This is a genomic window from Citricoccus sp. NPDC055426, from assembly GCF_040677445.1.
Classification (GTDB): Bacteria; Actinomycetota; Actinomycetes; order Actinomycetales; family Micrococcaceae; genus Citricoccus.
The window spans coordinates 138,265-164,019 of record NZ_JBFARZ010000006.1; the positions used below are offsets into that span (position 1 = coordinate 138,265).

The following is a 25,755-nucleotide window of genomic DNA, read 5'->3' on the forward strand; positions in this document are numbered from 1 at the left end:
CGTTTGATGTCTTTTGATGCCAGGGTGGCCTGCGGCAGGCGGGCCGTTGACTGCGCCCCGCCGGGCTTAGGCTGTGGTCATGAGATGGGACGGGCTGTTCGCGGACCTCGAGGCCCAGCTGGCCCACGGCCGGTGGCAGGACACGGAGGCAGAAGCCGCGGAGATGACCCGCGGTGAGCGGGCCTCCATCGGGCTGGCGGACAGGTTGCGCGGTGCCCTGGGGAAGCCGTTGACCGTGCTGTTGGACGACGGCCGGCGCCTGGACCTGACGGTCTCGACCGTGGGGGCCACCTGGCTCGGCGGGACGGACCGGAGCGGGAGCCTCGTGGTCAGCCTCGACGCCGTGGCCTCCATCGACAGCCCGCTACCCGTCGCGGCGCCGGAGGCCTCACCTGGGCGGCGCAACCTGACGATCGGCTCGCTGTTCCGGTCCCTGTCCCGAGCCCGGGCCGGCGTCCTCGTCTCCGGGCGGGATGGCCGCCTGATCGGTGAGGGGACCATCGACCGGGTGGGCCTGGACCACCTCGACCTGGCCGTGCACCCGCTCGACGAGCAACGGCGGGGCCGCAACGTCCGCGGACTCCGGGTGATCCCCTTCGGGGCCATCCACGTGATGCGCTCGGTTCAGGCGCCCTCGGTCTGAGAAACCGAGGCCTTCCGTGCCTCGGTCTTGGCGGCCTGCTGGACGTAGAGGTCCGCGATGTACTCGTCGAGCTTGACCTGCTCCACACGCCACTGGCCGCGGCCGCCGATCTGGATGGCCGGCAGTTCGCCACTGCGCACCAGGGCCCGTGTCTGTGCCATGGAGATCTGGAGCTCCTCGGCAACATCGGTCAAGGTGAGGAAGCGTGGCATCGGTCCTCCGGGTCGGAGACGGTCGGTGGTCGTGGTGGTCACCATTGTCCCATGGGTGGACGTTCCGGGAGCGTTGTCCACAGGAGCACCCGCGGACCGGGTTGTCCACAGGTTCGCCTCGGTGCCGCGGGGCATGGTTAGTCTGGACGGACGATGACGGTGGCGAACGACCCACCCCGGCCAAAGAGGGAGAGTGCGCGTGGAGGGGAAGAACACCGTGGAGGCCCCCCGACTCAGCAGGCCGGGATGGCGCGACCCGCGCCTGCTGGCGGGGCTGTTGCTGGTGCTGCTGTCCGTGGCGGGCACCGTGGCCCTGGTGCAGTCCCTCGATTCCTCGGACGGCTATTGGGCGGCGGGTCAGGACCTGGTCCCCGGGGAGGTCGTCGAATCGGACCAGCTGACGGTCGTCCAGGCCAGATTGGGCGATGCCACCGACGACTACCTGCCCGCCAGCGAGCCCTTCCCCGAAGACTCCTCGGTGGTGGGGACCGTCCGGCAGGGGGAACTGCTCCCGGCCCGGGCGGTGGCAGGCACGGATCCCGCATCCCGCCAGCCGGTGTCCCTCACCGTGGACGACCCGTTGCCGGAGGGGACCGGTGCCGGGGCCCGCGTGGACGTGTGGATCGCCGTCCGCGACGGCAGCCAGGATTTCGCCGAGCCCGGGCTCGTGGCCCCCTCGGCCGAGCTGGCCGAGGTCAACGAGGCCTCGGGATCGTTCGGCGCCAGCGGCGGCGTCACCGTACAGGTCCTGGTCGGTCCGGACGAGCTGCCCCAGGTGCTGGACGCGAAGGGCAACGGCGCCCGGATCAGCGTGGTCCCCTCCCTCGTGGGCCGGTAGGGGGGGGGCGCATGCGCAGGGTCTCGGTGGCCACCACGATCATGCCCGGCTATGACCATGTCTCCGGGCTCGAACGTCTACGCGGCCCGGTCACGGTCATCCGCCGGTGCGAGAGCCTCGCTGAACTGATCTCGGTGGCCCGAGCCGGACTGGCCGACGCGGTGCTCGTGGCGGGGGACACGGAACAGCTCACCCTGACCTTCCTCGAGTCCCTGGCCGACGAGGGACGGGGCAGCCGGAACGTGGCCGTGGTGGCCCTGAGCGAGGTGGCCGAGGAGCGCGAGCGGCTGACCCGCCTCGGGGTGCCGGTGGCCTCGCCGGAGGTGGGCCCACCGGAACTGGCCGCGTTGCTCATGGACGCCACGGCTCAGGGCCCACCCCCAGCCACCGCCCCGGCCGGGTCCGGTCCCGCTGCCCGGGCCCGGGGCCGTCGGTCGATCCCGGGCCGGACACCGGACCGCGCGGACGTCGGACACGGCGCCGCTCCGGGGCGACCCGAGCAAGACGGCACGGCAGGCGGTCACCTCAGGGGCGGCGACCCCGCCGCGGCCGGTGGCCTGGGCACCGCCCCGGGGTCCGGGCGTGAGACCCGACCCGGTGAGGCCCGTCCCGGAGAGGTCGGCCCCGGGGCCGACCAAGGGGCTGACACGGGCACCGATGAACGACCCGGCGCGAGGGCCGGCGCGAGGTCAGACGCTACGACGGACCCCACAGCCGGACCCGTATCCGGACCCGCAGGCTCCCACGGACCGGAACCGGCCGTCGACCAGTCGCCCGAGCCACCCCGGGTCACCGCCGTCTGGGGACCCGCGGGGAGTCCGGGCCGGACCACGGTGGCCGTGAACCTGGCGGTGGAGTTCGCCCTGTCCGGTCGACGGACCCTGCTGGTGGACCTGGACACGTACGCCGCCGCGGCCGGAGTGCACGTGGGCCTGCTGGAGGAGTCCGCCGGCATCGCCCAGGCCTGCCGGTTGGCCGAGCAGGGCGGGATCACGCCCGCGGGCGTTGAACGGTCGGCCCTCCGGGCCCGGGTGGCCGGGACCACCTTGCAGGTCCTGACCGGACTCACCCGCGCGGACCGGTGGCCTGAACTGAGGCGGTCCGCGCTGGACGACGTCCTGGCCGCGGCCGCCGCCGGCTGGGACGAGGTGGTGGTGGACTGTGGGTTCTGTCTGGAGGAGGACGAGGAGCTCAGCTTCGACATCCCGGCCCCGCAGCGCAACGCGGCCACGCTGGCCGGGCTGGGCGCCGCCGACCGCATCATCGCCGTGGGCACCGGGGACCCCGTGGGGCTGCCGCGGCTCATCCACGGTCTCGACGAGCTGGGCCACCACGTGGAGACCGGGGGCGGGGCCGTGGTGGAGGTCGTGGTCAACCAGGTCCGGGCCGAGGCCTCCGGCGTGGCCCCGAGATCCCAGATCACCGGGGTCCTCGAACGGTTCGGGGGCTCCTGGTCGGTGGCCGCCTTCCTGCCGTGGGACCGCCGGTCCCTGGACCGGGCGCTGCTCGGCGGGCAGGTGCTGGCAGAGGCCGCCCCCTCCTCCGCGCTGCGGCGGGCCGTGGCCCGGCTGGCAGGGCCTGCGGGGGCCGAGGGCTCCGCGCAGACCGCACGGGCCGGCGTCGGGCGCCGTGTGCTCCGGGTGTTCGGGCGGGGCTGACGGGGCCCCTCACGGTTCGCTGGCGCGGCATTCCCGCTTTGACGTGCGGGCCGTTAGGCTCGCACTAGTGGACCAAGGACGCTCCACTCACACGGGCCGTTCCGGCGTACGTCCGGGCGGCTCCGGTGCCGTTGCATGCGATGGAAGAGGACACCCCCAGATGTCATCGTCAACCCCCTTGTGGACCGATCAGCAGGCCGCCGACACCCCGGACGCCATGGTCGATCTCGAGAACCTGGCCAGCGCCTATTTCGAACACGTCTCGGCCGCAGACCTGGCCGAACTGTCCTCGGACTCGCGCCGGAGGCTGGTGGCCCGGCACGTGGCGATGGCCGAGGCCCGCGGCAGCGAGGAGGCCGTGGTCACGGTGACCCCGAGCCGGCCCCACGGGGTGGTGCAGATCGTGCACGAGGACATGTCCTACCTCGTGGACTCGGTGACGAGTGAGCTGACCCGCCAGGGCCACGCCATCCGCATGGTGGCCCACCCGACCGTCATCACCCACCGTGTCAAGGACACCGGCCACCTCTCCGCGGTGCACCGCATCCCCACCCAGCAGGCCACCGCCAGCGGTGACACCACGGCGGCGCTCGCGGACCTGGGCTCGCTGGTGGCGAGCGAGGGAGAACGGGCGGGCATCGAGTCCTGGATCGGCATCCAGACGGTGGGGCCCATGGACGAGGAGGAGGCACAACGCCTCGAGAAGGGACTCCACGTGGTCCTCGCGGACGTCCGCGCGGCGATCGCAGACGCGGACCGGATGCGTTCGGCGGCCTTCACCGCGGCGCGGACCCTCGCCCACGACGCCCCGCACATGGTGCAGGGGGTGCGGGAGAGCAGCGAGCTGCTGAACTGGATGGAGGACGGCCACTTCACCTTCACCGGGTACCGGGAGTACCTGCTGCACAGTGGTGACAACGGGCAGGTGCTGGTCCCGGTGGAGGACACCGGACTCGGTATCCTGCGGCACCGGCCCACCACGCCGCCGGCACCGCTCTCCATCGCCGGACGCAACCAGATCGAGCGGCCCATCCCGTTGATCATCACCAAGGCGAACTCCCGGTCCCGGGTGCAGCGCTCCGCCTACATGGACTACGTGGCGGTCAAGACCTATGGCCGCGACGGCAGGGTCACCGGTGAACGCCGGTTCGTGGGCCTCTGGGACCCCAAGGCCTACTCCGTCTCGCTCGAGGACATCCCGTTGGTGCGGGAGAAGGCCGCCGCCGTCCTGCAGCTGTCCGGGTTCCCCCGGGACTCACACTCCGGGGCCGAGCTCCAGCAGATCCTCGAGACCTACCCGCGTGACGAGCTGTTCCAGGTGGGGGTGGAGGAGCTGTGGGAGACGTGCCGGCAGATCCTGCAGCTGCAGGAACGCCGCCGGACCCGGCTGTTCCTGCGCCCGGACACCTACGGCCGGTTCATGAACGCGCTCGTATTCCTGCCCCGGGACCGCTACAACACGGATGTCCGCGGCCGGATCCAGGACGTCCTGCTCGAGGCCCTGGGCGGGGAGTCCCTCGACTTCCAGGTCCGGCTCACGGAATCCGTGCTCGCCCGGCTCTACTTCCGCATCCGGCTGCCCCGGGAGCGGGAACGAGGCGCACCGGTGGACGCGAAGGACCTCGAGAACCGCCTCGTCCGGGCCGTCCGCTCCTGGAAGGAGGGGGTGGACGAACAGGCCGTGGAGGCGTTCGGCGCCGACTCGGGGGTGGACGCCGCCCTGTTGTGGGATGAGGCCTTCCCGCCCGCGTACCGCGTCGCCTACGAGATCGACAACGCCCTGGAGGACATCGGCCGGTTCAACGGGATGCCCGAGGACGGATCCCCCGTGGTGCATGTGGTCCCCGAGGACCAGGACGAACGGTCCAGGATCGCGGAGGAGCGCGTGACGGACATGAGCGTGGGGCGGATGAAGTTCTACTCGGACCGCCCCCGGACCCTCACGGAGGTGCTGCCGGTGCTGCAGAACCTCGGCCTGTCCGTGCTGGACGAGCGTCCCTTCGAGGTGGAGCCCGCCGACGGACGCAAGTTCTACCTCTACGACTTCGCCCTCGGATACCCCCTCGGCACCGAGAACCAGTCCACCGCGGGCCTGTTGGAGGACGCCGTGGTGGCCGCCACCACGGGAGTCACCGAGTCCGACACCCTCGACCGCCTCGTCCTGTTCCACGGACTGGACGCCCGGACCGTGAGCATGCTCCGCGCCTACGCGCAGTACCTGCGCCAGTTGGGCATGCAGAACTCCTTCGAGTTCATGGCGGACGCGCTGCTGGCCAACGAGTCGGTGACGAAGATCCTGGTCGAGTACTTCTTCACCCGTTTCGATCCCACCGCGCCGCAGGCCACGGACGACGACGGCCCGGCGGCCGGAGCGGCGCGTCACCAGGCCGTGGAGCAGGTCCGTGAGCGGGCCGAGGAGGCGCTGGACGCGGTGGCCACGCTGGACTCCGAACGCGTCCTGCGCGGCTTCCTGACGGTCATGGGGGCCACCCAGCGCACGAACTTCTTCCAAGGCCACCGGCGGCTGAGCTTCAAGATCGCCACGGGCGAGGTCCCGTTCGCCCCCCAGCCGCGCCCGGCACGGGAGATCTGGGTCTATGACCCGGAGGTCGAAGGCGTACACCTGCGGTTCGGCCCGATCGCCCGGGGCGGCCTGCGGTGGTCGGACCGCCGGGAGGACTTCCGCACCGAGGTCCTGGGACTGGTCAAGGCACAGCAGGTCAAGAACGCCGTCATCGTGCCCTCAGGGGCCAAGGGGGGCTTCTTCGCCAAGCGCCTCCCGGACCCCGCCGCGGACCGCGGCGCGTGGATCGAGGCCGGCAAGCAGGCCTACCGGACGTTCATCCGTGGCCTGCTGGACATCACCGACCAGCAGGCCCGGACCCCGGGGGGCACGGTGTTCTCCACCCGCGACCGGATCGTGCGCTACGACGGGGAGGACGCCTACCTGGTGGTGGCTGCGGACAAGGGCACTGCGGCCTTCTCGGACACCGCCAACGAGATCTCCGCCGAGTACGACCACTGGCTGGGTGATGCCTTCGCCTCCGGCGGCTCGGTGGGCTATGACCACAAGGCGATGGGCATCACCGCCCGGGGGGCCTGGGAATCGGTGAAGAGCCACTTCGCCTCCCTGGGCCGGGACACCCAGACCGAGGACTTCGACGTGGTCGGGATCGGGGACATGTCCGGGGACGTCTTCGGCAACGGCATGCTGCTCTCCGAGCACATCCGGCTGGTGGCTGCCTTCAACCACCTGCACATCTTCCTGGACCCGAACCCGGACCCGGCCGTGTCCTTCGCCGAGCGCCGACGGCTCTTCGGGCTGCCGCGGTCCTCCTGGTCGGACTACGACGACTCGCTCATCTCCGAGGGCGGCGGGGTTTACAAGCGCACGGCGAAGTCGGTCCCGATCACCCCGGAGGTCCGCACCCTGCTCGAGCTGCCCGAGACCACGGTCGAGCTGGCGCCCAACGACCTGCTGCAGGCCATCCTGAAGGCCCCCGTGGACCTGCTCTACAACGGCGGTATCGGGACCTACGTCAAGGGTTCGGCTGAGGACCATGCCGAGGTGGGGGACCGCGCCAACAACGCCATCCGCATCGACGGCGGCGACCTGCGCACGACCGTGGTGGGGGAGGGCGGCAACCTCGGGTTCACCCAGCTGGGACGGATCGAGGCCAACCTGTCCGGGGTGCTGATCAACACCGACGCCATCGACAACTCGGCGGGAGTGGACTGCTCGGACCATGAGGTCAACATCAAGATCATGGTCGACCAGCTGGTGGCCACCGGGAAGCTCGAGGCGGCAGAGCGGGCCGGGCTGCTCGAATCCATGACCGAAGAGGTCGCCGAGCTGGTGCTGACCACGAACATCGACCAGAACACCCTGTTGCGGAACGACTCACAGAAGGTCGCCGAGTGGCTGCCGAGCTTCGAGCGCCACATCCGGTGGCTCGTGGACCACGCCGACCTGGACCGGGACCTGGAGTACCTGCCGGACGACGCGGAACTGGACGAACGACTCCGGGAGGGGAACACGCTGGCCACCCCGGAGCTGGCCGTGCTCGTGGCCTACGCCAAGACCAACCTGACCGAACAGCTGCTGGCCACCTCCCTGCCGGACGACCCCTGGTACAACCGGACCCTGGACGGCTACTTCCCCTCCGCCCTGCGGGAACGGTTCGCCGAGCAGATCCAGGACCATCCCCTGCGGCGCGAGATCATCGCGACGCTGGTGGCCAACGACGTGGTCAACACGGGCGGCACCACCTTCGTCTTCCGGGCCATGGAGGAGACGGGCGTCGACGCGGCCACGGTGGTCGCGGCCTACTCGGCCATGAAGGAGATCTACGGCTACGGCGACTACTTCGCCTCGATCCGGGACCTGCCCGCCAGCGTGGACGGCGAGTTCAGGGCGCGGGTCTACCTCGATGCCCGGCGGCTGCTGGACCGTGCCGTGCGCTGGCTCGTCAATCACCGCTCCGACGGCGAGGGGATCGGGGCAGTGGTCGAGTACTACGCCGAACCCCTGCAGTCCCTCGTGGTCATCCTGCCCGAGCTGATGCGCGGCCAGGACGCGGAACGCTACACCCACTGGCGGAACCTCTCCCTCGAGGCGGGGCTGCCCGAGGGCCTGGCCAGCCAGCGATCCGTGCTGTTCGAGTCCTACGGCCTGCTGGACGTCGTCCGGCTGGCGCGGCAGTCCGGCCAGGAACCACGGCACGTGGCGGACGTGTACTTCCGGCTCTACGAGCGTTTCGACGCTGAGGGACTGCTCAACCAGATCACCGAGCTGCCCCGCGGCGGGCGGTGGAAGGCCCTGGCCCGGGCCGCCCTGCGGGACGACCTCTACGCCCTGCTGGTCAGCGTCACGAAGGCGGTCCTCGACGAGGGCGAGGAGGGCGCCCCGGCGGACGGCGCGGAGCTCGTGGCGGCCTGGGAGTCGGAGAACGCGGCCCGGCTGGAACGCGCCCAGGGCTTCCTGGATGAGATGCGGGAGTCGGATGCGGAGGATCTGGCGGCGCTGTCCGTGGCGTTGCGCCAACTGCGATCGGTCACGGCCCAGTAGAACTGTCCCATGGCCTTGTTCACCGACCCCCTCCACGGCGACCCCGATCTGGCGGACGGTGATGTCGACTGGCTGCGCGCGGTGGTCGGCGAATGGCAGCTGATCGCCGACCTGGACTTCGCCGACCTCGTGCTGTGGTACCCGGTCGAGGGGACTCCGACGACCGGCCGGGGCTTCGTGGCGCTGGCCCAGGCGCGGCCCTTCACGGCCCAGACCTCGCTGCACCGCGACATCGTGGGCAGCCGGGTCCGCACGGACCTGAAGTCCCTGGTGGCGCAGACCTGGTCCACGGGCGAGTCGGCCGCCACAGCCCCCTCGGTCCACGGGCCGGACAGCTCCATGAGGGTGGCCGTCTGGCCCGTGCGCCGGGGCGGGAGGACCATCGGCGTGGTCACGGTGCACCAGAACCTCGCCGGCCAGCGCACCCCGTCCCGGCTCGAACTCGTCTACCGTCAGAGCGCCACCCAGCTGCTGACCATGCTGTCCCGTGGGCAGTGGCCCGCCCCCGACGATCCGGCCGGAGGCTCCACCCGGGGCGCGCCCCGGGTGGGCGACGGGGTACTGCGGCTGCAGCAGGACGGGACGGTCGACTTCGCCACCCCGAACGCGGTCTCCGCCTTCCGCCGCCTCGGCGAGACGGAATCCCTGGAGGGCCGCTCCCTGGCAAGGATCGTCACGGACCTGCAGGACGAGCGCCGGCCGGTGGACGAATCCCTGCCGCTGGTGCTGACGGGCAAGGCGGCGGCCCGGGCCGAGCTGGATGTCCGCTCCGTCAACCTCACCCTGCACACCGTGCCCCTGCGCAATGACGAGGGCCGTTTCGGGGCGCTCGTCCTGCTGCGCGATGTCACCGAGCTGCGCCGGCGCGAACAACAGCTGATCGGCAAGGACGCCACTATCCGGGAGATCCACCACCGGGTGAAGAACAACCTGCAGACCGTGGGCTCCCTGCTGCGGATGCAGTCGCGGCGCATGCATTCGGAGGAGGCCAAGAAGGGGCTGGAACAGGCCATGCGCCGGGTGGACACCATCGCGCTGGTCCACGAGACGCTGTCCCGCGGGCTCGATCAGCACGTGGACATGGACGAGCTGCTGGGCCGCCAGTTCCGGCTGGCGGTGGAGGTGGCAGGGGACGGCCGCGAGGTCAGCACCGAGTTCGGGGGCGGGTTCGGCGAGCTGCCCTCGGACCTGGCCACGCCGCTGGCACTGGTGATCAACGAGCTCGCCATGAATGCCGTGGAGCACGGGACCGGAACGGAGGGCGGGCATGTGGGCCTGGTGGCACGCCGCACCCACACGCCCACCGGGGAGCGGCTCGAGGTGCGCCTGTGGGACACCGGCACGGTGCCGGGTGCGCCTCGCGGTCCGGAGCACGACGCCGGCCGCGCGGCCGAGCCAGAGGCGGACCCTTCGGCGTCGGGCCGGGCTGGGCGGGCCGACGTCGTGCCGGCACCGGGGCAGAGCCCCGGGCTGGGCCTGCGCATCGTCCGCAACCTCGTGACCGGCGACCTGCGCGGCACCATCGACTGGACGGCGCGCCAGGACGGGGGGACCGACGTCGTGATCCTCGCACCCGTCCCGGAGTACTGACCGGCCCGGACATGGATCAGGCCCCGACCCGTGGCGGGTCGGGGCCTGTCATCGGCCCTGAGGGGCCGGCTGCCGGGGCCGACAGCGGTGTGGCTAGGTCAGGAGGCGCGGCGGGCGCGGGCCGCGCGGCGCTTGAGGGCGCGGCGCTCGTCCTCGCTCATGCCGCCCCAGACGCCCGAGTCCTGGCCGGACTCGATCGCCCACTGCAGGCACGTGTCCACCACCTCACAGGTGCGGCAGACGGCCTTGGCCTCCTCGATCTGGAGCAGGGCCGGACCCGTGTTCCCCACCGGGAAGAAAAGCTCCGGGTCCTTGTCCAGGCACGCTGCCCGGCTACGCCAATCCATGCTGATCGCTCACTCCTTCTATGCCGGGCACACGAGTTGCCCCGGCAAACCTGTCTCGGGTCATCGGACGGTAGTCCTGAAGCGGGGGTGGCTCGGACGGCACTCGGCCGTAGGCAACAAAAAAGGGCCGTTGCGACGACCCCCCGCGGAACTTCGTGAAATAGTTTTTCATGTTGTCTGTGAGTAAACAAGGGGTCCAGCGCATAGTGTGGCGGTTATCATACGGCGCCGTTCGTCCAGGAGGGTGCGTCCCGTAGACTATGGCGGCCCGTCGCGACCACTGTCAAGGGTCGTCCGGGTCCCAGCCGCGCTACAGGAAGTCTGCCTCCGTGCCCACCTCATCCCCTCAGGCTGCCGCCGGGTCGCCAGGCCCTCGCCCGGGCAGATCCCGCCCGCCGGCCGTGATGGCGCTGACCGGGCTCCTGCTCCTGCAGTCCCTCGCGGTGCTGGTCGCGGCCGCGGCCTCCGCCTTGGCCATCGGTGCCGGTGCCCTCGGCGTGGGCGCCCAGATCTTCCTGGTCGTCCTGTTCGTCCTGGCCGGGGTGTGGATCGGTGCCGCCGGGCTCGGCCTCTGGGCGGGGCGGGCCTGGACCCGTGCCGCCGTGGTGGTGATCGAGCTGTTCGCGGTGATCCTGTCCATCAGCTTCTTCACGGCCGGCAACGTGCTCTTCGGCCTGGCCTTCCTGCTGCCGGCCGCTGCGGCCCTGCTGTTGATGTTCACGCGCCAAGCCGCTGAACACCTGGCGGGTGTGGAGCACGTGCAACGCTGAGAACGACTCGGCCCCGTCCGAGGACGGGGCCGAGCGGGTGTGGGGCGGGGCGTCAGTTCACGGCGCCGGTGTACTTCTCGCCCGGTCCCTGGCCCGGGGCGTCCGGGAAGGCCGAGGCCTCCCGGAAGGCGAGCTGCAGGGAGCGCAGGCCGTCTCGCAACGGGCCGGCGTGCTGGCTGCCGATCTCCGGGGCGGCGGCGGTGACGAGACCGGCCAGGGCCGTGATGAGCTTGCGGGCCTCGTCGAGGTCGATGAGGTCCTCGGCGTTGGGCAGGTCGGCCAGGCCGACCTTGACCGCCGAGGCGGTCATGAGGTGCACGGCGGCCGTGTTGATGAGTTCCACGGCGGGGACCTCGTGGATCTCCCGGACGCGGTCGCTGACGGGATCGTCCGTGGGGGAGGGATTCTGTTGTTCGTCATTCATGCTGGTAAGCTTGTCACAGACCAGCTGGGTCCGTTCCCGTTTCCGCCGCAGGCGAGTGTGAGATGGATGACGGGGCCAGCCATCAAGTGGAGGCCTGACTCCCACCCGCGTCAGCAGCATGTCCCTCGAAAGAGCGGGCCGAGTTGCCGGGTCACCGGTCACGCCGTCCCCCCGGGGCGGCTGATCGATGGATCGGCGGATTGTTCCGCCGTTCGGGCCTCCGTCTGCATTGAGCACGGAGGCCTTTCTCGTCTCCGGGCCCGGTGCGGTGGGCCGCCCGGGGAAGGCGGCCCGGCAACCGAAGATCCCGAACACAGGAGTTGCAAGATCAGCGAGCCAAGAATCAACGAACGGATCCGCGTGCCCGAGGTACGCCTGGTCGGCCCCCAGGGCGAACAGGTGGGAATTGTGCGCATCGAGGATGCGTTACGTCTAGCTGCCGAGGCCGATCTGGACCTCGTTGAAGTGGCCCCCACGGCCAAGCCGCCGGTCTGCAAGCTGATGGACTTCGGCAAGTGGAAGTACGAGGCCGCGGTCAAGGCCCGCGAGGCGCGGAAGAACCAGACCAACACGATCCTCAAGGAAGTCCGCTTCCGCCTGAAGATCGACAAGCATGACTACGAGACCAAGACGGGTCATGCCCGGAAGTTCCTCACCGCGGGGGACAAGGTCAAGGCCATGATCCAGTTCCGCGGCCGTGAGCAGCAGCGCCCCGAGCTGGGCATCCGGCTGCTCGAGAAGTTCGCCGAGGACGTGGCGGAGGTGGGCATGGTCGAGTCCAGCCCCCGCCAGGACGGGCGCAACATGGTCATGGTGATCGGACCCCTGAAGAACAAGGCCGAGGCTCGCGCCGAGGCCCGCAAGCATCAGGAGCCGAAGCCGGATCGTGTCGGATCCCGCCGTGATGTGGCAGCCCGCGAGGCCAAGGCCAAGGTCGCCGATGACACGTCGTCGGCCCCGCTGTCCAGCGCCATGTCGGACGCCATGCCCGAGGAGCTGAAGAAGCTGGCGCAGTCCGGCGGCTCCTCTCCTGCACAGCGGGACCAGGCGCCGGTGGCTGATGCCCCGGCGGCCCAGCCTGCCGAGTCTGCAGCTCCCGAGGACGCGGCCCCGAAGGCCGCCGCCAAGCCGGCTGCCGACACCCAGCCAGCTGCTGCCAAGCCGGCCGCAGCCCCGAAGCCTGCTGCTGCCAAGCCGGCCGCAGCCCCGAAGCCTGCTGCTGCCAAGCCGGCCGCAGCCCCGAAGCCTGCTGCTGCCAAGCCGGCCGGGGCACCCAAGCCGGGTGCGCCGAAGCCGGCAGCGGCGCCCAAGCCCGGTGGGGCCCCGAAGCCGGGTCCCAAGCCCGGCGGAGGCAAGTAGGCCAGCACCACCCTTCCGCGCCGGCCACCACCGGTGCGGACCAGATCGGCCCCGCCCACCAGCGAGGTCCACCTAGCACTGTCCGCCCCCGCGGGGGACAGCCGACATGAAGGAGAACGGCAGCCATGCCGAAGATGAAGACCCACAGCGGAGTCAAGAAGCGCTTCCGCGTGACCGGCTCGGGCAAGCTGATGCGCCAGCAGGCCAACCGCCGCCACTACCTGGAGCACAAGCCCTCCACGCTGACCCGCCGCCTGGCCTCCGACCAGCTGGTGTCCAAGTCCAGCGTCAAGACCATCAAGCGGATGCTGGGCATCTGACATTCCCCGTGGCCCCCAGGGCCGCACACAGCTCGCCGGCGCCGCGGCCAGAGAGAACCCGCGGCCGGCACCGATTCTAAGGAGTACGCACGTGGCACGTGTGAAGCGGGCAGTCAACGCCCATAAGAAGCGCCGGGTGGTCCTCGACCGCGCGGCAGGTTACCGCGGACAGCGTTCCCGCCTTTACCGCAAGGCGAAGGAACAGCTGCTGCACTCGTACGTCTACAACTACCAGCACCGCAAGAAGCGCAAGGGCGACTTCCGCCGCCTGTGGATCACCCGTATCAACGCGGCCTCCCGCGCCAACGGCATGACCTACAACCGCTTCATGCAGGGCCTGAAGCTGGCCGGCATCGAGGTCGACCGCCGCATGCTGGCGGAGCTGGCCGTGACGGATGCCGCCGCATTCACCGCCCTGGTGAAGGCTGCCCGCGAGGGCTTGCCGGCGGACGTCAACGCCCCGGCCGCCGCGAAGTAAGCACGCGCATCCACTGACGGTGCTGCCGGACAGGCCGCGCCGCCATCGGAACACCATGAACGAGCGCCCCGTACAGGACGTGATGACCAACCCCCGGGCAGACCGGGTGCGGAAGGTCGCACGCCTGGCGGGGCGCTCTTCGCGTGTCAGGGAGGGGCTCTTCCTGGCCGAGGGGCCCCAATCCGCACGGGAGGCGCTGCGGGCCCACCTGGGGCTGCTGGGTCCCGGTCTGGTGCCCGACGCCGGCCCCGCCCCCGGTGCCCTCGGCTCCGCTCCCGATGTCCCGGGCCCGCCGGCCGCGGGCGCAGCGGTGGCCCAGTGGATCCCCGGGCGGGTCCTCGATTCCGTCTACGTCTCCCCGCGGGTCGCCGAGCGTGATCCCGGGCTCGCCGACCTCGTCCGGCAGGCGGCGGCCCGCGGTCTGCCCGTCCGGCACGCCACGGACGAGGTGCTGGACGCCATGGCCGATGCCGTCACGGGGCAGGGCATCATCGCCGTATGCCGCATCCCGGAGACGGATGCCCGCTCCGTCTACGCCGGCCTGGTGGCCCCGCGGCTCGTGGCGGTGTTGTGCCGGGTGCAGGACCCGGGCAATGCGGGCACCATCCTGCGGGCCGCCGATGCCTCCGGGGCGGACGCGGTGGTGCTCACCTCCGGGTCGGTGGACGTGTTCAACCCCAAGGTGGTGCGCTCCACGGCCGGGTCACTGTTCCACGTCCCGCTGGTGACGGCGGCGGACGCCGCCGAGGCCGCCGGTGAGCTGCGGGGGTATGGGCTGACCGTGCTCGCGGCGGACGGTTACGGCACCGTGAGACTGGACCGGCCGCCGTCGCGCCTGTTGTCCGGGCCCACCGCCTGGCTTTTCGGCAATGAGGCCCAGGGCCTGTCCCCGGCGGAGCTGGAGCTGGCCGCCGAGCGGGTGGCCGTGCCGCTGTACGGGAAGGCCGAGTCACTCAATGTGGCCACGGCGGCCACGGTCTGCCTCTATGCCTCGGCCATGGCCCAGCACGCCGAGACCTGACACCCGACCTCATACACCGGCCCGGCGTTCCCGGGAGTCAGTCCTTCCGGGCCATCCGGCCGGCGATGGCCTGCCAGATGAACGCGACGATGACACCGCCGATGATGGCGAAGATCCAGGTGCCGAAGCTCCAGAATTCGTCCATGGCGCCGACGCCGACCAGGCTGGCGATCCAGCCGCCGAGGACGGCGCCGAGGAGCCCGGTGATGAGGGCACCGAGCCAGCCGCTGCCCTGCTTGCCGGGCAGGATGAGCCGGGCGATGGCGCCGGCGATGAGTCCGAGGATGATCCAGCTGATGAAGCCCATGATGTCTACCCCTTCATGTTCGTCCTCTGGTGGCGAGGCGGATACGGATAGTCTCCGTCCGCAGCGGGCCACCGTCCACGGGTGGTGGACGGCGTTCGTGTCCCGCCACCCGACAACCTAGCAAGCCGGGGCGGGAATTCAGGGACGTCGGGGGCGCAACAGGACCAGGGACAGCACCAGTCCGAGTCCGGCCATCGCCGCTCCGGCGCCCGCCGGGACCTGGAGGGCGAACCCGGCCTGGATGACGGCGGCGCCGACCCAGGCGCCCATCGCGTTGGCCAGGTTGAGGGCCGAGTGGTTGAGCGCGCCGGAGAGCTGAGGCGCCTGCGGCGCGGCGTCCACGAGCAGGACCTGCAGGGAGGGGACGAGGGCGGAGGCGGCCGAGGCGGCTGCGAGCAGGGGGATCAGGGAGACCATCCACCACTGCGCCGTGAGGCTGAAGCAGGCCAGGGAGACGGCGACGATCCCGAGCATCCACTGCAGGGTGCGCCGCGCGGAGCGGTCCGACAGGGCGCCCCCGGCGAGCGTGCCGACCACCATGCCGACCCCGTAGAGGCCCATCAGGAGGGGGACCAGCCGGGGCGGCATGCCGCCCACGTCGGTGAAGACGGGCGCGATGTAGGTGTACAGGGCGAACATGCCGGCGAAGCCGATGGTGCCGACCAGGATGGCCCCCCACAGGGCGGGCGACTTCAGGGCCGTGAGCTCACTGCGCACCGACGCGCCCCGCGGGGCGGGCACCGACGGGACCAGCAGGGCCACAGCGGCCAGGGTGGCGGCGCCGAAGAGGCCGGTGAGGATGAACATCCACCGCCAACCGTTGCTCTGTCCGAGCCACGTGGCCAGGGGGACGCCGATGAGGTTGGCCACCGAGAGCCCGGACATGACCCAGGCGATGGCCTGCCCCCGCCGGGCCGGGCCGGCCAGGTGGGCGGCGGCGAGGGCGGCGGCCGAGAAGTAGGCGCCGTGCGGCAGGCCGGAGAGGAACCGCGCGATGAGCATGGTGTTGAAGTCCGGTGCCAACAGGCTGGCCACGTGGCCCACCACGAACAGCCCCATCAGCCACAGGGCGGAGGTGCGCCGGTCGATCCGCGCCATGCCGGCGGCCAGCAGAGGGGCCCCGACCACGACGCCGAGCGCATAGGCGGAGATGAGGATGCCGCCGGCGGGCAGGTCGACATCCAGCTCGGCGACCGCCTGGGGGAGCAGGCCCATGATGGCGAACTCGGTGGTGCCGATGGCGAACCCGCCCAGGGCCAGGGCCAGGATGCCCGGGAGCATCGGCCGGGTCCGGGGTGAGCCGGCAGAGGCGGGGGCGGGCGCGGAGGCATCGTCAGCGGTGTGCGGCACTGATCCAGACTACGGTCACGGAGCCGGGAACGCTCGGTAGGATCGGGGCCCATGAGCAACATCACCCCGGCGGCCCGGCCCGTGGTCGGCGCCGCGATCCTGGACGACCTGGCCCGGCCCACGGTGCTGCTGGCCGGCCGCCGCAATGCCCCGGAGTCGCTGGCGGGCCTGTGGGAGTTCCCCGGCGGCAAGGTGGAACCGGGGGAGGACGCCCGTGCGGCCCTCGTCCGTGAGGTGCAGGAGGAGCTCGGGGTGCGGATCCGCCTGGACCGGGAGGTGGCGGCCGGGCACCCGGAGGGGTGGTTGCTGGGCAACGGGGCCCGGATGCAGGTCTTCACCGCGGTGATCGTCAGCGGCCACCCCGAACCCCTGGAGGACCACGACCTGTTGGACTGGTGCACCCTGGAGCGAGCCACCCTCCAGGAGCTGGACTGGATCCCCGCGGACCGGCCGATCGTGGATGCCCTGGTGGACCTGCTGCGGCCCGGACCTCAGAACAACGCCGGCTGAGGGGCCGGGGCAACGGCGCGCTCCGACCCGGCACGTCCCGGCCCGGCGGCCGTCGCGTCCGCTCGCTGCTGGTCCGCCGCCGGGTTCCGCCCCTCCCCGTCCGGCCGCGAGATGCGGTGGGCGCCGTCCCGGTGCAGCCCATGACGCCGTGCCGCGGCGACGGCCCGCCGGGTCAGGGCCTTGCGGTACGAGGCGGGGGCATAGGAGCTACGGCCGTAGAGCTGACGGTAACCGGCCAGCAGGTCCGGGTGATCCTGCTCGATCCACTGCAGGTACCACTGGCGCGCCCCGGGCCGGAGGTGCAATGCACCGGCCATCACCGAGGTGGCGCCGGCTCCGGCCAGGGCCGCCATCAGGTCCTCCAGCTGCCGGTCCGAGTCCGTGAGCCACGGGAGCAGCGGCATGGCCATGACGGTCACGTCCGCGCCGGCCGCCGAGAGCCTCTCCACGAGCTTCAGCCGGGCGGCCGGTGTCGGCGTGCCGGGCTCGACCCGATGGGCGAGCGCCGGATCCAGCATGGCCAGGGAGACCGAGGCCTGCACGGGCACCTGCCGGGAGGCGGCGGCCAGCAGGTCCAGGTCCCGTCCCATCAGGGTGCCCTTGGTCAGGATGGAGAACGGGGTGCCGGAATCGGCCAGGGCGGTGATGATCCCGGGCATGAGCCGATACCTGCCCTCGGCCCGCTGGTAGGGGTCCGTGTTGGTGCCCAGGGCCACCAGCTCGCGGTTCCAGCCGGGCCGGTTCAGCTCGCGCCGCAGGATCTCGGGGGTGTTCACCTTGACCACGATCTGCTGGTCGAAGTCCGCACCCGCATCGAACTCCAGGTACTCGTGGGTGCTGCGGGCGTAGCAGTACCGACACGCATGCGTGCACCCGCGGTAGGGGTTGACGGTCCAGCGGAAGGGCATGGGGGAGGAGTCCGGGACCTTGTTCAGGGCGGACTTGGCCAGGACCTCATGGAAGGTGGTGTCCGCGAACTCCGGAGTGGTGATGGAACGCTGCAGGCCGGAGAGCGGGAGCAAGGCGGCCGGTGCGGCTGGAGTGCCACCCTCGCCCGGCTCGGATCCGTCCCCGGCCTGCAGTGTCTGCGCTTCCCATCGCATGCCTTGATTAGAACACATGTTCTAATCTCTCCGCAAGGGGGAGTTAGGCTGGTCGGCATGTCCCCCTCTCACGTGGCAGCGCGCCCGGCCCGGATCCTGCTGACCGGGTTCGAGCCCTTCGGCGGGGACGGGCACAACCCGTCCTGGCCGGCCGCACAAGAGGCGGCCCGGACGTTGCGCGCGCAGGGGATGGACGCCGTCGCGGAGCGGCTGCCCTGCACCTTCGGCGGGTCCACCGAGGCCCTGGAGCAGGCGCTCACCGAGCACCGGCCCGGCATCGTCATCGCGTGCGGCCTGGCCGGGGGGCGGGCTCAGGTGGCCGTGGAGCGCGTGGCCGTGAACCTGCAGGACGCCCGCATCCCGGACAACGCCGGCTGTCAGCCCGCCGGGCGGCCCGTGGACGACGCCGGCCCCGCCGCCTATTTCTCCACCCTGCCGGTCAAGCGGGTCCTCGCCGCGCTGGACGGCGCCCGGATCCCGGCCGAGTTGTCCCTGAGCGCGGGCAGCTTCGTCTGCAACCACGTCTTCTACGAGGTGATGCACCGCGCCGGGGCGCGGGGCAGCTCCGTGCGCCGCGCCGGGTTCATCCACCTGCCGTGGGATGAGCGGGCTCCCCGGCGCGCGGCGGACGCGGAGCCGTGGCCCACCCTGCCCGCCGCGGACCTGGCCCGCGCGCTGGTGATCGCGGCGCAGGAGGCCGCCCGGCCGGCGTCGGGAGTCCCGGACCTGGAGATCCCGGGCGGCGCGCTGTACTAGTGGGCCGGACCGGGACGTCGACCCACCCCGCCGGACCACCCCGCCGGCTCAGGGAGCAGTCCGCCGGCCCGAGGCCCGGGTGGCCAGGAGCCCGGCGATCGCGAAGGCGAGCGTGGCCACGAGGATGAGCAGGATCGGCGCCGTCCAGCCCTCGGTGGTGGTGTGGAGCCAGCCGGCCGCCGGCGGCGCCACCGTGGCGGCCAGATAGCCTCCGGTCTGGACGGAGGCCGAGCCGGCGGCGGCCTCGCGGTCCGTGCGGGCCAGGCGGGCGATGATGGAGAAGATGGCCGTGAAGCCGCCGCCCTGGGCCACGCCGCCCGTGATCGACCACAGAACGTAGGCCTCCGGGGCCAGCAGCAGCCCCAGTGGCAGGGACAGCCACAGCAGGGCCACGGCCGCCATCGGGACCCACGGCCGGGTCCGGGCCGCCAGCAGCGGCACGCCCAGGGCCCCGACGATCGCGGCCACCTGGAACAGGGAGGCCGTGGCGCCCGAGCCTGCCGTGTCCAGTCCCTGGGAGTCGGCCAGGATGGAGGGCAGCCACGTGGTGGTGGTGTAGTAGCCGGCCGACTGCCCGCTGAAGGCGATGACCAGCAGCCACATGACGAGACGGAACTGCGCCGTGGGCCGGGCCCTGGGCGCCGGGGCGTCAGAGGGCCCGGCGTCGGCGGCGGCGCCGGGCTCCAGTGCGGGCCCGACCTCGGTGGCGGCCGGGGGACGGCTCCGGAGCCGCCGGCGCACGAGCCCCATCCAGTACGCCAACGCGACCACGGTCAGCACACCCCACAGGACGAGGGCCCACCGCCAGCCGCCTGCCGCGGCCAGGGGACCCGTGCCGAGCAGGGTGGCCATCGAGCCCACATTCATGCCGGCCGAGTACAGGCCGGTCGCCAGGGACACGCGGTCCCACGGGACCTCCCGGCGGATGATGACGGGCACCACGATGTTCCCCAGCGTCAGGGACAACCCGATCAGGGCGGTGCCGGCCAGCACCAGCCAAGCCGGACCCACCGAACGCAGCACGGTGCCGGCCAGCACACCCGCCAGGCAGGCGAAGACCGTGGCCTCGGCTCCCCAGCGTCCGATGGTCCGCGTGGCCAGCGGCGTGGCCACCGCGAACAGCAGGATCGGCAGGCCCGTGAGCAGGCCCGCCCCGATGGCGTTGAGCCCGGTGTCGGACTGGATCTGCCCCAGGATGGCCGTGGGGGCGATGATCGGTGCCCGGAGGTTGAGCGCCAGGATGACGATGCCGGCGATGACCCAGGGCAGAAAGGGGCTGGCTACGGGTGGGCGTCGCGTGGTGACTCCTGGATCGGTGGCGTGGTGGCCCGAGAGGCCACCACCGATCCTAGCCAGTGGCTCTCAGCCCGACCGCCGCGGCCACTGGGCGGGGCGCTCGCGGTATCCGCCGGCCGCCAGCCCCGCGTGGCGTTCGAACACGTTCCTGGACGCCGGGTCGCCGGTGCGCAGCAGCGACCAGCCGGCCGCCGTGAAGTACAGCGGCAGGAACGGCAGGCCCAGGCACCACGCGTACTGGGTGGCATGCCGGGACTCATGGGCCAGCAGCCGGGCCGTCGGAGCGGTCTGGGGCCGGAACAGGACCATGTTGCCCACGGTGAAGGCGCCGCCGTCGGGAAATCCCCACCGGTAGCCGAAGGCGAGCAGCAACCCGCCCGGGCCGCGGCGGACCCGGCAGCCGGCGCACAGGGCCAGCACCAGCCCCAGCGGGGTGGTCAGGTTGGCGGCGTTGACCAGCTGGCGCAGGCGGAGCCGGGTGGGCAGGACGGGTGGCATGGGTGAAGCATAGGAGACCGGTGTGCGCCGGCCGCCTCCGGGCTGACTAGACTGGTCGGGGCCTCCCGCCGGGTGCGGGTGGCCCCACGCCGAAGCCAGCACCCGCCCCCAGCAGAGCACGAAGGTCGAATCCTGCCATGACGGACCACCCCCCTGTCGATCAGTCAGAGCCCACCGGGCCGGAGATCTCCCCGGCAGATGAGGCCGCGGTGAGTACCGCCGTCGAGAACGCCCTCGCGGCCTTCAACGCCGCTGCGGGCCTCGAGGAGCTCAAGGCGGCCCGGCTGGCCCACACGGGGGAGAAGGCGCCGCTGACCCTGGCGAACCGGGGGATCGGCCGGCTGCCCAAGGAACTCAAGTCCACGGCCGGCAAGCTCATGGGCGCCGCCCGCAAGTCCATGGAGTCCGCGCTCGCGGCCCGCACGGAGGTCCTCGAGGCCGAGCACGCCGCGCGCATGCTGGTGGAGGAGGCGGTGGATGTCACCACCGCCGTGCGCCGCCGCTGCGTGGGGGCCCGGCATCCGCTCTCCGTGCTGCAGGAGCGCGTCTCGGACATCTTCACCGGCATGGGCTGGGAGATCGCCGAGGGCCCCGAGCTCGAGTCCGAGTGGTACAACTTCGACGCGTTGAACTTCAAGCCGGACCACCCGGCCCGCGAGATGCAGGACACCTTCTTCGTGGACCCGCCCGAGTCCCACCTGCTGCTGCGCACCCACACCTCCCCGGTGCAGATGCGCGCCATGCTCGAGCGCGGCGCCCCGGTCTACGTGCTGTGCCCCGGCCGGACCTTTCGCACGGACGAGCTGGACGCCACCCACACCCCGGTGTTCCACCAGTTCGAGGGCCTGGCCGTGGACAGGGGGCTGACCATGGCGGACCTGCGCGGCACCCTGGAGTACTTTGCCCGCCAGATGTTCGGCCCCGAGGCCACGATCCGGCTGCGCCCGAACTTCTTCCCCTTCACCGAGCCCAGCGCGGAGATGGACATCTGGCACCCCGGCGCCAAGGGTGGCCCGCAGTGGATCGAGTGGGGCGGCTGCGGCATGGTGCACCCGAACGTGCTGCGTGCCGCCGGTCTGGACCCGGAGGTCTACTCCGGGTTCGCCTTCGGCATGGGCGTGGAACGCACCCTGATGTTCCGCAATGAGGTCCTCGACATGCGGGACATGATCGAAGGCGACGTCCGCTTCTCCCAGCACTTCGGAATGGAGATCTGAACCACTCATGCGTATCCCGCTGTCATGGCTTCGTGAATTCGTCCCCGTCCCCGCGGACGCCACCGCCGAGGACGTCATGGCCGACCTGGTGAGGGTCGGCTTCGAGGAGGAGGACGTCCACCGTCCCGCCGAGGCGCTCTCCGGGCCCATCGTGGTCGGCCAGGTGCTGGAGGTGGTCCCCGAGCCGCAGTCCAACGGCAAGACCATCAACTGGTGCCAGGTCCGCGTGGTCCCGGAAGGCGCCGAGCAGACGCTGACCGGCGAGGGCATCGATCCCTCCGGCGTGCAGGGTGTGGTCTGCGGCGCCCACAACTTCCAGGTGGGGGACAAGGTCATCGTCACCCTGCCCGGTGCAGTGTTGCCCGGGGACTTCCGGATCTCCCCGCGCAAGACCTACGGCCATGTCTCGGCCGGCATGATCGCCTCCGCCCGTGAGCTGGGCCTGGGGGAGGACCATGACGGCATCATCGTGCTCTCCACCCTGGGCTTCTCGGCCGAGAACGGCAACGACCCGGAGCCGGGGACGGACGTGTTCGAGCTGCTGCACCTGCGGGACGAGGCCGCCGAGATCAATGTGACCGCCGACCGCAGCTACGCCTTCTCGATCCGCGGCGTGGCCCGCGAGTACGCCCACGCCACCGGACTGCCGTTCACGGATCCCGCCGCGCTGGTCACCGCACCCGCGGCGGACGGCGCGGGCCACCCGGTCCGCCTCGAGGACGAGGGCCCCATCTACGGGGTGCCCGGCTGTGACCGGTTCGTGGCCCGCACCGTCACCGGGATCGACGCCTCCCGCCCGACCCCGCCGTGGATGGCGCAGCGCCTGCGCCTGGCCGGGATGCGGTCCATCTCCCTGGCCGTGGACATCTCCAACTACGTCATGTGGGAGCTCGGACAACCGCTGCACTTCTATGACGCGGCGAGGCTGCAGGGCCCGATCGTGGTCCGCCGTGCCGCCGAGGGCGAGGCACTGACCACCCTGGACGGCAAGGCGCGGACGCTCTCCGCCGAGGACCTGCTCATCACCGACGACCGGGGCCCGATCGGCCTGGCCGGCGTGATGGGTGGCGGCGAGACCGAGGTCTCCGAGTCCACCACGGCGATCGTGATCGAGTCAGCACACTTCGATCCCGTGTCCATGGGCCGCACCCGCCGCCGTCACCGCCTGCCCTCCGAGGCCTCCAAGCGCAACGAGCGCGGCGTGGACTGGGAGATCGCGGACGAGGCGGCCGAACGCGCCGTCCAGCTGCTCGTCCAGCTGGCCGGCGGCACCGCGGAGGCGGGGATCACCGAGGTGGGCACCCGCCCGGAGCCGAGCGTCATCGAGCTGCCGGCCACCTACCCGGGGGCCCGGATGGGCATCGAGTACACCGAGCAGCAGATCGAGGACATCCTGCGCGAGCTGGGGGCCACGGTCCAGCGCTCCGCCGGGACCGCTCCGGGGGAGGGGCAGGGGCTCGACGCCGGCCCGGCCGGGACGGTCTTCACCGTCACCGCCCCGACCTGGCGCCACGACCTGGAGATCCCGGACGACTTGGTCGAGGAGATCGCCCGCCTGATCGGCTACGACCAGATCCCGTCCACCCTCCCGGTGGCCCCTCCGGGGCGCGGGCTGACCCGCCAGCAGGCGGCCCGACGCCGGGTGGTCCAGGGCCTGGCCGACGCCGGGCTGACCGAGGTGCTGGCCTACCCCTTCGTGACCGAGGCGCAGAATCGCTTCTTCGGCTCCGCCACCGAGGACGAGGGAGCCGCGCAGCGGATGGTGCACCTGGCCAACCCGATCTCCGCCGAGTTCGGCTACCTGCGCACCTCCCTGTTGCCCGGGCTGCTGGACATCGCCCGCCGCAACCACTCCCGCGGCTTCCGAGACCTGGCCCTCTACGAGTCCGGGCTGGTGTTCCTGCCCGGTGAGCAGCTGGGCTCGGCGTCCATCCCGCCGCTGGGCGTCCGGCCGGCCGACGAGGTCCTGACCGGACTGGAGGCGGGCATCCCGCACCAGCCGCGCCATGTGGCCGCCGTGTTCACGGGCCACGATTCCGCGCCGGGCCCCGGGCACGCCCCGCGGGCCGTCGACTGGCAGGATGCCCTCGGGGCGGCGCAGGACGTGGCCGCCCTCCTCGGCGTTCAGCTGCAGGTGGCGCAGGGGCATCACCAGGCCTTCCACCCGGGCCGGACCGCCGAACTGCGGCTGGCACCGGCGCCTCAAGGACCCGGTGCCGCCGGAGCCGCAGCTGCTGCCGATGCAGCCGGGGCCGTGATCGGTGTTGCCGGCGAGCTGTTGCCGGCCTGGCTCGAGGACGCCGACCTGCCGGCACGGACCGTCGCCATGGAACTGGACCTGGACGCGCTCGTGGCTGCCGCTGCGGGCGTGGTGGTGGCCAGCCCGCTGTCCACCTACCCCGCGACCAGTCAGGACGTGGCCCTCGTGGTGGGTCAGGACGTGGTGGCAGGGGACGTGCTGGCCACCCTGCGTGAAGGGGCTGGGAGCTTGCTCGAGGACGTCGCCCTGTTCGACGTCTACGCCGGCCCGGGGGTGGCGGAGGGGCACCAGTCCCTGGCCTTCACGCTGCGGTTCCGGGCCCCGGACCGGACGCTGACCGCGGATGAGGCCTCGGCGGCCCGTGCCGCCGCCACCGAGCTGGCCGCCCGGCGCCACGGCGCCGTCCAGCGTTAGGCCGCAAGGGATCCCGGGGTGGACGTGAGCGCGCAGCCGGAGCCCGGTGCGGCCGGCGTGGGCCCGGCCGGAGGGTCTGCTCCGGACTGGCACGTGGTGCTCACCGGCCCCCGAGCCGGCGACCAGCGGCGGGAGGCCCTGGATTTCCTGGCGGTCTCCCTCGGCCACCGCCCGGGTACGTTCACGGTTCTCCATCACTGTCCCCGGTGCGGCGCGCGGGACCATGGTGCCCCGGAGCTGGCCTACAGTGCCCTGGCGCGGCGCCGGCGCGGTCCGGATGCCCTCACCGGCGCCGTCGAGGCGGAGACGCTCCCGGCCGTGAGCTTCAGCCGGGCCGGCGGCTGGTTGGCCACGGCATGGGTCGATCCCGTGGCCTCGGGCCGGGGGTGGCGCATCGGCGTCGACCTGGAGGTCTCGGACGCCCCGGCCTTCGCCTCGGCCGAGGGGCTCGGGGAGGTCGCCTACTCCCCGGATGAGGCCGCTGAGGTCTCCCGCCGCACACCCGCGGAGCAGCCCGCCGTCCGGGCCGCGCTCTGGTCCCTCAAGGAGGCCGTGGTCAAGGCGAGCGGCACCGGCTTCGAGGGTGATCCCGCCGAGGTGCGCGTGACGGCTCCGGGAACGCTGACCCCGCAGGTCCCCGGGCACCCGGAGGCCGTGATCGTCACCGGTGAGCACTGGCCCGGGGGACCCGTGGGGGAGGGGCTGACGGGGATGCTCTGCCTGCTGCGCCGAGGGGAACCGGACCGACCGGCGGGCCGCTGACGTCCGGCAAACACGAGCCGGAAGCCCGGCGCGGCGGGTTACTTTACAGTATTGGTGACATGATCGGCTGCCGCGACACGGATTCTCTGTCCCTGTCTGTACTGTGGTCCTTGACTCCGTGCAACGCGAGGTGGGCACCGGCGTAGGCGACCCCACCCCGATGACGAAAGGGCCGCATGTTCGAAGAATCCAGCACCAACGGTTCCCAGCAATTCCGGAAGATGATGGACGACTTCCTGTCCACGGCCACCCCGGCGCTGGAAGAGGTCGTGAACACGAAGGCCTTCGGCGAGATGCTCGGGCAGGCCGCCGGGAACCTCGTGGCCCTGAACCGGATCGGCAACGATGTCATGGACCTCGCGGTCCGCAACGCGCGGGTCGCGGGCCGGGCCGATGTGGTCTCCCTGCACCGCCAGCTGGCCCGCAACGAGGACAAGCTGGAAGCGGTCCTCGAGACCGTCGAGCGCCTGGAGGAGGACCTGGCCGAGGAGCGCCGGCGTCATCGGGGTACTGCAGCGGACCAGGGGGACTGACCCATGTGGTCGTTGATGAAG

Annotated in this window: 24 protein-coding genes; 16 read left to right on the forward strand and 8 right to left on the reverse strand. The window is 71.9% G+C overall.

All coding sequences use genetic code 11. The features are described 5' to 3' along the window. The first annotated feature begins 79 nt into the window (after nt 1-79). Nucleotides 80-643, forward strand: a complete 564-nt coding sequence (locus tag AB0K08_RS10705; RefSeq protein ID WP_363354209.1) for a hypothetical protein — start codon at nt 80-82, stop codon at nt 641-643. Here the strand turns inward: AB0K08_RS10705 and AB0K08_RS10710 are convergent. Beyond that, entirely contained in the window at nt 625-855 is a 231-nt protein-coding gene (locus AB0K08_RS10710; RefSeq protein ID WP_363354211.1) for a helix-turn-helix domain-containing protein, read from the reverse strand. The two genes, AB0K08_RS10705 and AB0K08_RS10710, sit on opposite strands and share 19 nt — an antisense overlap. Before the next feature lie 199 nt (nt 856-1,054). On the opposite strand from AB0K08_RS10710, the gene AB0K08_RS10715 reads away from it, so the two are divergent. The 4 genes from AB0K08_RS10715 (at nt 1,055) to AB0K08_RS10730 (ending at nt 10,009) form a co-directional block, all read left to right on the forward strand. Then, nucleotides 1,055-1,693, forward strand: a complete 639-nt coding sequence (locus AB0K08_RS10715; RefSeq protein WP_363354213.1) for a flagellar biosynthesis protein FlgA — start codon at nt 1,055-1,057, stop codon at nt 1,691-1,693. Between the two features lie 11 nt (nt 1,694-1,704). Further along, the gene (locus AB0K08_RS10720; protein WP_363354215.1) at nt 1,705-3,351 is read left to right on the forward strand and encodes an ATPase; all 1,647 of its coding nucleotides are present in this window, start codon (nt 1,705-1,707) and stop codon (nt 3,349-3,351) included. Nucleotides 3,352-3,511: 160 nt separating this feature from the next. Continuing rightward, complete coding sequence (locus tag AB0K08_RS10725; RefSeq protein ID WP_363354217.1) at nt 3,512-8,419, forward strand: NAD-glutamate dehydrogenase; 4,908 nt, start codon at nt 3,512-3,514, stop codon at nt 8,417-8,419. Nucleotides 8,420-8,428: 9 nt separating this feature from the next. Then, nucleotides 8,429-10,009, forward strand: coding sequence for a histidine kinase N-terminal domain-containing protein (locus AB0K08_RS10730; RefSeq protein WP_363354219.1), 1,581 nt, complete (start codon nt 8,429-8,431; stop codon nt 10,007-10,009). A 98-nt stretch (nt 10,010-10,107) separates the two neighbouring features. On the opposite strand, the gene AB0K08_RS10735 is transcribed toward AB0K08_RS10730, so the two are convergent. Beyond that, nucleotides 10,108-10,356, reverse strand: a complete 249-nt coding sequence (locus AB0K08_RS10735; RefSeq protein ID WP_010144519.1) for a WhiB family transcriptional regulator — start codon at nt 10,354-10,356, stop codon at nt 10,108-10,110. A gap of 329 nt (nt 10,357-10,685) precedes the next feature. Between AB0K08_RS10735 and AB0K08_RS10740 the strand changes: the two genes are divergently transcribed. Beyond that, on the forward strand, nt 10,686-11,126 hold the full coding sequence (locus AB0K08_RS10740; RefSeq protein ID WP_363354222.1) for a hypothetical protein: 441 nt from the start codon (nt 10,686-10,688) through the stop codon (nt 11,124-11,126). 52 nt (nt 11,127-11,178) lie between these two features. Here the strand turns inward: AB0K08_RS10740 and AB0K08_RS10745 are convergent, their stop codons facing one another. After that, nucleotides 11,179-11,550 carry a DUF1844 domain-containing protein gene (locus tag AB0K08_RS10745; RefSeq protein WP_363354224.1) on the reverse strand — a complete coding sequence of 124 codons (372 nt, stop codon included), beginning with the start codon at nt 11,548-11,550 and terminating at the stop codon, nt 11,179-11,181. A 342-nt stretch (nt 11,551-11,892) separates the two neighbouring features. On the opposite strand from AB0K08_RS10745, the gene infC reads away from it, so the two are divergent. From infC to AB0K08_RS10765, 4 genes are all read left to right on the forward strand, one after another. Beyond that, a complete protein-coding gene (infC, locus tag AB0K08_RS10750; protein WP_363354309.1) occupies nt 11,893-12,909 on the forward strand; it encodes a translation initiation factor IF-3 in 1,017 nt (338 codons plus the stop codon). Nucleotides 12,910-13,034: 125 nt separating this feature from the next. Further along, on the forward strand, nt 13,035-13,229 hold the full coding sequence (gene rpmI, locus AB0K08_RS10755; RefSeq protein ID WP_363354226.1) for a 50S ribosomal protein L35: 195 nt from the start codon (nt 13,035-13,037) through the stop codon (nt 13,227-13,229). 91 nt (nt 13,230-13,320) lie between these two features. Continuing rightward, nucleotides 13,321-13,707, forward strand: coding sequence for a 50S ribosomal protein L20 (rplT, locus tag AB0K08_RS10760; RefSeq protein WP_363354228.1), 387 nt, complete (start codon nt 13,321-13,323; stop codon nt 13,705-13,707). A gap of 55 nt (nt 13,708-13,762) precedes the next feature. Next, the gene (locus AB0K08_RS10765) at nt 13,763-14,728 is read left to right on the forward strand and encodes an RNA methyltransferase (RefSeq protein ID WP_363354230.1); all 966 of its coding nucleotides are present in this window, start codon (nt 13,763-13,765) and stop codon (nt 14,726-14,728) included. A gap of 37 nt (nt 14,729-14,765) precedes the next feature. On the opposite strand, the gene AB0K08_RS10770 is transcribed toward AB0K08_RS10765, so the two are convergent. Together AB0K08_RS10770 and AB0K08_RS10775 are read right to left on the reverse strand one after the other, a co-directional pair. Next, on the reverse strand, nt 14,766-15,035 hold the full coding sequence (locus AB0K08_RS10770) for a GlsB/YeaQ/YmgE family stress response membrane protein (protein WP_363354232.1): 270 nt from the start codon (nt 15,033-15,035) through the stop codon (nt 14,766-14,768). A 138-nt stretch (nt 15,036-15,173) separates the two neighbouring features. Further along, nucleotides 15,174-16,385, reverse strand: a complete 1,212-nt coding sequence (locus AB0K08_RS10775) for an MFS transporter (protein ID WP_363354234.1) — start codon at nt 16,383-16,385, stop codon at nt 15,174-15,176. A 51-nt stretch (nt 16,386-16,436) separates the two neighbouring features. Between AB0K08_RS10775 and AB0K08_RS10780 the strand changes: the two genes are divergently transcribed. Continuing rightward, complete coding sequence (locus AB0K08_RS10780; RefSeq protein WP_363354236.1) at nt 16,437-16,895, forward strand: NUDIX domain-containing protein; 459 nt, start codon at nt 16,437-16,439, stop codon at nt 16,893-16,895. Here AB0K08_RS10780 and AB0K08_RS10785 read toward each other — a convergent pair. Then, a complete protein-coding gene (locus AB0K08_RS10785) occupies nt 16,877-17,998 on the reverse strand; it encodes an Rv2578c family radical SAM protein (RefSeq protein WP_363354238.1) in 1,122 nt (373 codons plus the stop codon). The two genes, AB0K08_RS10780 and AB0K08_RS10785, sit on opposite strands and share 19 nt — an antisense overlap. 57 nt (nt 17,999-18,055) lie before the next feature. Here AB0K08_RS10785 and pcp point away from each other — a divergent pair, with 57 nt between their 5' ends. Next, nucleotides 18,056-18,754, forward strand: a complete 699-nt coding sequence (gene pcp / locus AB0K08_RS10790) for a pyroglutamyl-peptidase I (RefSeq protein ID WP_363354240.1) — start codon at nt 18,056-18,058, stop codon at nt 18,752-18,754. 48 nt (nt 18,755-18,802) lie between these two features. Here pcp and AB0K08_RS10795 read toward each other — a convergent pair whose 3' ends face one another. Next, complete coding sequence (locus AB0K08_RS10795; protein WP_363354311.1) at nt 18,803-20,023, reverse strand: MFS transporter; 1,221 nt, start codon at nt 20,021-20,023, stop codon at nt 18,803-18,805. Between the two features lie 93 nt (nt 20,024-20,116). Beyond that, complete coding sequence (locus AB0K08_RS10800; RefSeq protein WP_363354242.1) at nt 20,117-20,548, reverse strand: DUF4157 domain-containing protein; 432 nt, start codon at nt 20,546-20,548, stop codon at nt 20,117-20,119. Between the two features lie 137 nt (nt 20,549-20,685). Between AB0K08_RS10800 and pheS the strand changes: the two genes are divergently transcribed. The 4 genes from pheS (at nt 20,686) to AB0K08_RS10820 (ending at nt 25,734) form a co-directional block, all read left to right on the forward strand. Beyond that, the gene (gene pheS / locus AB0K08_RS10805) at nt 20,686-21,765 is read left to right on the forward strand and encodes a phenylalanine--tRNA ligase subunit alpha (protein ID WP_363354244.1); all 1,080 of its coding nucleotides are present in this window, start codon (nt 20,686-20,688) and stop codon (nt 21,763-21,765) included. A gap of 7 nt (nt 21,766-21,772) precedes the next feature. Further along, nucleotides 21,773-24,439, forward strand: a complete 2,667-nt coding sequence (gene pheT / locus AB0K08_RS10810) for a phenylalanine--tRNA ligase subunit beta (RefSeq protein WP_363354246.1) — start codon at nt 21,773-21,775, stop codon at nt 24,437-24,439. 24 nt (nt 24,440-24,463) lie between these two features. Continuing rightward, a complete protein-coding gene (locus AB0K08_RS10815; RefSeq protein WP_363354248.1) occupies nt 24,464-25,201 on the forward strand; it encodes a 4'-phosphopantetheinyl transferase superfamily protein in 738 nt (245 codons plus the stop codon). 176 nt (nt 25,202-25,377) lie between these two features. Beyond that, nucleotides 25,378-25,734, forward strand: a complete 357-nt coding sequence (locus tag AB0K08_RS10820; RefSeq protein ID WP_363354250.1) for a hypothetical protein — start codon at nt 25,378-25,380, stop codon at nt 25,732-25,734. Nucleotides 25,735-25,755 lie beyond the last annotated feature (21 nt).